The sequence below is a fragment of the Streptomyces sp. NRRL F-6676 genome (assembly GCF_000725625.1).
Taxonomy (GTDB): Bacteria; Actinomycetota; Actinomycetes; order Streptomycetales; family Streptomycetaceae; genus Streptomyces.
Genome location: NZ_JOHS01000001.1, coordinates 568,896 through 575,497, shown reverse-complemented (window position 1 = coordinate 575,497; position 6,602 = coordinate 568,896). Strand labels below are relative to the sequence as shown.

Below are 6,602 nucleotides of genomic sequence, written 5' to 3'. Positions count from 1 at the left end.
AACGAAGTTGAGAGCTTGGGGGAATCGGCGACCGACGACAACGCGGCAGATGTGCGTGCCAGACCCCGCGTCTGCGGGCTGATCCAAACGACAGGCCCTTAGTTCCGGCCGCCGTCGAACCAGCGGGAGGCGGCCTGCTCGAAGGTGCCGGCGTCCACCACTTCTCCGGAGACCCAGGCGACGACGCCATCGGGGCGGACGAGCACGGCGGTGCATCCGAGATCCTCGCGGGCGGGGCCGGCCGCGTACTGGATCCGGCCCTGCCAGCTCTTCGCCGCACGCCGCAGCCGGTCATCGGAGCGGAAGTCCAACAGGACGCCCTGGCCTTGGCGCAGCAGTTCGCCCAAGCGAGTGCCGTCTTCGAAGCGGAAGTCCGGGGCGGAGCAGCCGACAAGTGGATGCGTGTCGCCCAGGTCGTAGCGGTTGAACAGCCCTGTCGTCCTGCGGTAGGCGAACGTCGTACCGTCTATGGTGCGCAGCAGTTCGTGGACCAGCTTGCGCAGCGCGGGGGCGTTGGGACCCGGCTTCATGGTCGCGACCTGGGCGCGGGACCAGTCCAGCACTGCGGCTCCCACGGGGTGCCGCTCACTGGTGTAGGTGTCGAGCAGGCCCTCCGGCGCGCTGCCGCGCACGGTCGCGGCGAGCTTCCAGCCGAGGTTGGCGGCATCGCCGATGCCGAGGTTGAGGCCCTGGCCGCCCAGCGGCGAGTGGATGTGCGCGGCGTCGCCGGCCAGCAGCACACGTCCCTTGCGGTATGACGTGGTCTGCATGGCACGGTCGGTGAAGCTCGACGCCAGATGCACGTCGCGCAGCGTCACATCGCTTCCCGTGATGCGGCGCAGGACTTCCTGGAGGTGCTCACGGGTCGGCGGCTGCGAGCGGTCGAAGAAACCACCGTCGAAGTCCATCATGCCCAGGTGTCCCTCGAACGGTGTGCGCAGGTACATGCCGTTGTCCGTGAGGTGGAAGCCGAGGGCCGGCTGGTCGGGGTCGGCGAAGGTGACCTTGGCGGCGTAGCCGGTGAACAGCGGATCGGTGCCGACGAAGTCGAAGCCGGCCAGGCCCCGCACCGTGCTGCGCCCGCCGTCGCAGCCCACCAGGTAACGCGCCTGGAACTCCTGGCCGCCGGCCGTGACGGTGACGTACTCGGCGTCCTGCACGAGTCCCGTGACGGGCCTGCCACGCACCATCTCCACGCCGAGCTCGGTGGCGCGCTCGGCCATGACCGAGAGGACCGCCTCGAGGCTGGTCATGAATCCTTCCATCGCCGGGCTGGGCAGCCGGAAGGGCAGCGAGGCCACGTCGATGTCAGCCGCATCCAGGCCCATGCCCGCGAAGTGGCTCACATCCCGGGGGTCCGGTGCCTCGATGGCGTCGGGGGCTGCGCCGACCTTGGCCGGATCGGCGTGCGAGGCACTGATCACGTCATCCAGCAGGCCGCGGCGGTAGAACGCCTCGGCCGACCCGGCGCTCAGGCCCCGCAGTCCGAGCGGGAGCGCCTTGAACGGCGAGGTGGCTTCCTCGTCCCGCTCCAGGACCAGGACGGAGGCGCCGCCCAGGGCAAGCTCGGTGGCCAGGAACAGGCCGACCGGACCGCCACCCGCAATCACTACGTCACGCATGGGGGAATTCCTTTCTGAAACACACGCTGACGGATGGGCCGACCTGGTGGGTCAGCCGAGCCGGGTGAGGCCGTCGAGAATGACGGCGATGCCGGTGAGAAACTGCTCGCGGTCGTCGTGGGCGTGTATCTGGCCGACGATGGCGTGCATGAATGGGTAGTCCTCGGCGCTGAGGTCCTGCCAGGCCGCCGCGGCCGCGTCGAGGAACTCGCCACGGTCGTGTGCGCCGTCAGGCGCGTCACCCGCCACTTGGGTGTTCTGGCTGACCGCTCCGAGGATGTAGTGGACCAGTGTCGACGCCGCCACGAACCAGGACGGCCGCGGCACCCCCAGCGCTCCGAGCTGGCGGCCGATCCGCTCGAAGATCCCGACCGTCACCGGGCCGAACGGCTGGCGGACCACCTGCTGCGTCAGCCGTGTCGCCAGCCACTGGTGCTCGGCGATCGCATCGAACAGGGCCAGTGCCACGGTGCGGATCTCGTCCTCGGGGGAAGCGGAGGCCCGCGCGGGCTTGGCGGCCAGGGCGGCCATGACGATCGTCTCCGTCGCCGTGTCCAGCAGGTGGTCCCGGCTGCCCACCCGGTAGTAGATCGCTCCTGATCCGGTGGACAGGCGCTCGGTGAGCGCCCGGGTGGTCATGGCGTCCTCTCCGCCCGCATCGAGCAGCTCGATCGCCGTCTCGATGATCCGCTCCCGGGAGAGCACCTGATTACGCCGCTCCGGGCGCGGGGTTCTCGTTGCCATACCTCCACCATGACACACTTGGAGCGCTGCACCAAATTAGTGCAGCGATCCAAATGAGGTGGCGATACGCCTCCTCTGGGTGTCGTATCTGCGGCGGACCGCATTCTTGGTTGCCGTATCGACGGGCGAGGGCGGCGGTGGAAACATGACATCCAAGGCTGTTGACCGGCTACCAAGTGGTTGTCGCCCAGCCCGGCCAAGCCCGCCCAGGCGTGCCTGCCTGTCTGTCTGCCTGCCTCCGGGACACCATCGCCCGAACGCGCCTGGCCGCCCCTGATCTGGCCCAGCCGTGGCCGTCGACGCGCGTGATCGCGTCGGTGAGCGCGGCGCCGAGGCGTGCGGTCATCCGGTCGGCGTCGGGGCGGTCGAAGTCTCACCGTGTTGCGCGCAGCTCGCGATTCCGGCCGTACCGATGAGTTTTGTGCGGACCCGCAGTCGGTCCTGCCGGCTCCACCGACGGAGTGGGCCCCGTGCCGGAAACGTTCCGGCGCGGGAGAAAGCGCATGGAGGCAAGTGATGAGCGTCGACGACTCCGCGCAGGAGCGCACGACCCGGACGGGCGGGCGGGGTATGGGGGCGAGCGGTCCCGAGGTGTTGGTGGCGGGGGCGAGCATCGCGGGACCCGCGCTGGCCCACTGGCTGTGCCGACGGGGGGCAAAGGTGACCGTGGTGGAGCGGGCTCCCGAGCTGCGTCCCGGGGGGCAGGCGGTGGACGCGCGCGGGGTCGCCAAGGAGGTCATCAGGCGCATGGGGCTGGACGCGGCGGTCCGCGCAGCGTGCACCGACACCGCGGGCGCGCACACTGTGGACGCGGACGGGCAGGTGCTGGAGACCTTCCGCGCGGACGATGACGGTGGCGACGGGTTCATCGCCGACATCGAGATTCTGCGCGGCGATCTGTCCCAGCTGCTCTACGACGACACCCGCGACGGCGTCGAGTACGTCTTCGGCGACCGGATCGCCGAGCTCACCCAGGACGCGGACGGGGTCGACGTGGTCTTCGCGGGCGGCAACCGACGGCGCTTCGACCTGGTGGTCGGGGCCGACGGGCTGCACTCGCCGCTGCGAGCGATGGTCTTCGGACCGCACGAACGGTTCCTCCGCCACCTCGGGCACGTGCTGGCCTTCTACAGCGTGCCCAACGAGTTCGGGCTGGACCGCTGGCTGCTGGAGTACCAGGACCAGGAGTCCGGTCGCTCCGCCCTTCTGCGACCCATCCAGGACGCCACCCGGGCGATGTCCATGTTCTACTTCCCCTCCGCCGGCTTCGACGTCGACCACCGTGACGTCGAAGCCCAGAAGCGCCTGCTGCGTGAGCGGATGGCGGGCCTTGGCTGGCGGGCCCCGGACATCCTGGCGCACCTGGACGACACCCCGGACTTCTGTCTCGACCAGGTCGCCCAGGTCGTGATGGACCACTGGTCGAGCGGACGGGTGGGGCTGCTCGGGGACGCGGCGTTCAGCTCGTCACCGATGTCCGGGCAGGGCACCGGGCTGGCACTGGTCGGCGCCTACCTGCTGGCCGGAGAGCTGGCCGCCGCCGAGTGGGATCCCGCCATCGGGTTCGCCCGCTACGAGGCGCGGATGCGCCCGTTCGTGGAGGCCAACCAGGAGATCGGCCGGTTGAACGCACGCAGCCGCGATGTCCCCGGTCCAGACGCCGGGCCGCGCCCCGATTTCGCCGGCGCGTGGTTCACCGAGCTGGTCGGGCGCGCGATCAACGGCATCGACCTGCCCGAGTACGCGGGGACGCCGGACTTCGCGGCCCCGCCCGGATCGCCGCTGACTTCGTCAGCCAAGCCGTAACGCGGGGGCCGGACGCTGCGCCCGCACCCACACGGCTCCCGATGCGGCACTGCCGCGGCTGGGCGCCGACCCGGACCGGATCCGAACGGGCACCTGGGACGACCTGCCGGCGCAGGGCGAGATCGAGGACCGCGGTATGGGCGACGTGTGCGTGGCCGCGTGCGCCCTCGGCCCGCACACCCTGCTCGTCGAGGACAACGGCCACCCCGCGACCGACAGTTCGGCGCTCTCCAAGGGCACCTTCGCCGTGTCCTGCTCACGCGGCATCAACGCGGTACACCACCTTCCTGGTGTACCGCGTCGGCGAGACAGTGGCCGGCCTCCGAAGAGGGGGCCTCAGTCGGCGATCCAGCTTCCGTGGAAGCCGAGCGGGACGCGGACGGGCAGGTGGACGGTGGCGATGGGATCGCCGGTGAAGTCCTGCGCGGAGAGGATCACCAGGTCGGCCGCTCCCCGCTCGGGGTTGTTGACGTAGGAGAGCACAAAGCCGTCGTCCTCCCCCTCGCCTGCGGGGACGAAGGCAGGCTCGCCCACGTACGCCTCGCGCCCCAGCCGCCGTGTCTCCTGCGTACCCCGCTCCAGGTCATGCTTGATCAGGGTGTTGTCGAACGCTTCGTCGGGCATGTCCTCCAGCCCGGTGTCGCCGGGGTAGAAGACCTCGGTCATGTCGAGGATGGCGGCGGTGTAGCCGTAGCGGTACGGCCGACCGGTACGGCGCTCATCGACGCGCGGGAACTCCTGCGACCGGTCGTCCAGCCGGGTCTCCGTCACGCGGCCGGTGCGCAGGTCGATGCGCCAGCGGTCGAGCGTGGGCGTCCCCCCGGCGTCCAGCCGGCCGTCCACGAACCGCTTGGGATAGCGCACGACGTCCACGACGACCTGGTCGCCGTCGTCGTAGGCGTTGAGCGTGTGGAACACCCAGCACGGCTCCACCTCGAACCAGCGCACCTCGCCGGTCCGGCGTGACAGGAGGCCGAGCCGTGCGGCGTGTGCCTCGTTCCACGCGACCGGCAGCGGGGCTCCCTTCTCCGCGTGCGGCGGGCTGAACGTCACCGGCAGGTCGTAGAGCACCACGTACCGTTCGGTGAGCGCGAAGTCGTGCACCATCGGCGCGTTGGGGACCGGGATGTCCTGGACCCGCGTCACCACGCCCTTGGGGTCGATGACGATGTGCTGGTGATGGTCCCAGTGGAAGAAGTTCGCTATCGCGTGCAGTTCGCCGCTGACCGGGTCGAGGTGGGCGTGGCCGGTGAATCCCCCGGGCAGTCCGCCGTCGAAGTCGCACGAGCCGATCGTGTCGAGCTCGTAGCCCAGTTCGTACGGCAGTGCTCCCCCTTCCTGCGTGGCGAACGTGCGCCCTGCCAGCCCGATCACATGCGTGTTGGGGGCGAGGTCCCGGCCGGCGTGCACCGGCCCCGGGCGCGGCTCCTCGCCGAGCAGACCCGCGACGGCGGCGCTGCGCACCCACCGGTTGCGGTACCACTCGGCGCGGCCGTCACGCAGCCGCAGGCCGTGCACCATGCCCTCGGCCGTGAGCAGATGACCGGTCCTCGGATCGTCGAGGTTCAGCGGGTTGGGGCCGTTACGCAGGTAGCGGCCGTTCAACTCGGTCGGGATGCGGCCGGTGACCTCCAGGTCGAAAGCCGTGATCTCCTCGGTGACGGGGGTGAAGCCGCCGGTGTACGGCGTGCTGCTCATGTGGTTTCCCTCTCGCTCGTCTCGTGTCGTGGTCCGGCCGGGAGCGGCCGCTGGTCAGCGGTGAGGAACGGCGTGAGCACCGAGGTGCGGAGCAGCCGGTAGCGCGCCGACGCGCCGGCCTCCTCGAAGTAGCTCATGATCTCCAGGCTCACGGCGCCGTGGACCGCCATCCACAGCACGTCCGCGATCTCCGTCGCCGTGCCCCCGGCCAGTTCCCCTGTCTCCAGGCACGCCGCCACACCCGCCACAAGCAGTTCGAACGTGTGCTTGGCCGCGTGAACCGCCTCGTCATCCGCCCTGAAGCCGGGCAGGGCTCCCAAGAACATGACGCGGTAGAAATCGGGCTCGGCCAGCGCGTACGCGCGGTAGGCGTCCAGCGCGCCCAGCAGCCAGTCGAGCGGGCCGCTGTCGCGCGGCACCATCAGCAGCCGCTGTTCGAGCCGGGCGAAGCCTTCGAGCCAGAGGGCCTCGCTGATGCCGTCCTTGCCGTCGAAGAGCGTGTAGATGACCTTCGTGGAACAGCCGACCTCGGAGGCGATCCTCCGGACGGTCAATGCCGTCGGCCCTTCGCTGATGAGCAGGTTCCTGGCCGCGCCGAGGACGGCCGTCCTGACGGCGCTCCGCCCTTCGCGCTGGGCCTGCTGGTAGAGAGAGCCCACGGTAACGCCGTTTCTGTTCGGCAACACCGTTACCGCTCTTTATACGCCCGCCCACCCGGCCCGTCAACGAGTC

At 70.3% G+C, this 6,602-nt stretch carries 5 protein-coding genes; 1 reads left to right on the top strand and 4 read right to left on the bottom strand.

The annotated features are described in order from the left end of the window. Nucleotides 1-98: 98 nt before the first annotated feature. Together IO29_RS02320 and IO29_RS02315 are read right to left on the bottom strand one after the other, a co-directional pair. Nucleotides 99-1,622: an FAD-dependent oxidoreductase gene (locus IO29_RS02320; RefSeq protein WP_030377329.1), complete on the bottom strand. Its 1,524-nt coding sequence runs from the start codon at nucleotides 1,620-1,622 to the stop codon at nucleotides 99-101. Nucleotides 1,623-1,673: 51 nt separating this feature from the next. Beyond that, a complete protein-coding gene (locus tag IO29_RS02315) occupies nucleotides 1,674-2,366 on the bottom strand; it encodes a TetR/AcrR family transcriptional regulator (RefSeq protein ID WP_030377328.1) in 693 nt (230 codons plus the stop codon). A gap of 516 nt (nucleotides 2,367-2,882) precedes the next feature. Here IO29_RS02315 and IO29_RS02310 point away from each other — a divergent pair. Next, nucleotides 2,883-4,172 (top strand): FAD-dependent monooxygenase, encoded by a 1,290-nt coding sequence (locus tag IO29_RS02310; protein ID WP_030377327.1) that lies wholly within the window; start codon nucleotides 2,883-2,885, stop codon nucleotides 4,170-4,172. 336 nt (nucleotides 4,173-4,508) lie between these two features. On the opposite strand, the gene IO29_RS02305 is transcribed toward IO29_RS02310, so the two are convergent. Both IO29_RS02305 and IO29_RS02300 read right to left on the bottom strand, forming a co-directional pair. After that, a complete protein-coding gene (locus tag IO29_RS02305; RefSeq protein WP_030377326.1) occupies nucleotides 4,509-5,870 on the bottom strand; it encodes a carotenoid oxygenase family protein in 1,362 nt (453 codons plus the stop codon). Beyond that, nucleotides 5,867-6,529 carry a TetR/AcrR family transcriptional regulator gene (locus IO29_RS02300; protein WP_078618046.1) on the bottom strand — a complete coding sequence of 221 codons (663 nt, stop codon included), beginning with the start codon at nucleotides 6,527-6,529 and terminating at the stop codon, nucleotides 5,867-5,869. The genes IO29_RS02305 and IO29_RS02300 overlap by 4 nt, the downstream gene beginning before the upstream one ends. Between the last annotated feature and the right edge of the window lie 73 nt (nucleotides 6,530-6,602).

Bases quoted from the DNA above. Each gene is read 5' to 3' on its own strand.
- IO29_RS02320 (WP_030377329.1), bottom strand. From the start codon at position 1,622: ATGCGTGACGTAGTGATTGCGGGTGGCGGTCCGGTCGGCCTGTTCCTG.
- IO29_RS02315 (WP_030377328.1), bottom strand. From the start codon at position 2,366: ATGGCAACGAGAACCCCGCGCCCGGAGCGGCGTAATCAGGTGCTCTCC.
- IO29_RS02310 (WP_030377327.1), top strand. From the start codon at position 2,883: ATGAGCGTCGACGACTCCGCGCAGGAGCGCACGACCCGGACGGGCGGG.
- IO29_RS02305 (WP_030377326.1), bottom strand. From the start codon at position 5,870: ATGAGCAGCACGCCGTACACCGGCGGCTTCACCCCCGTCACCGAGGAG.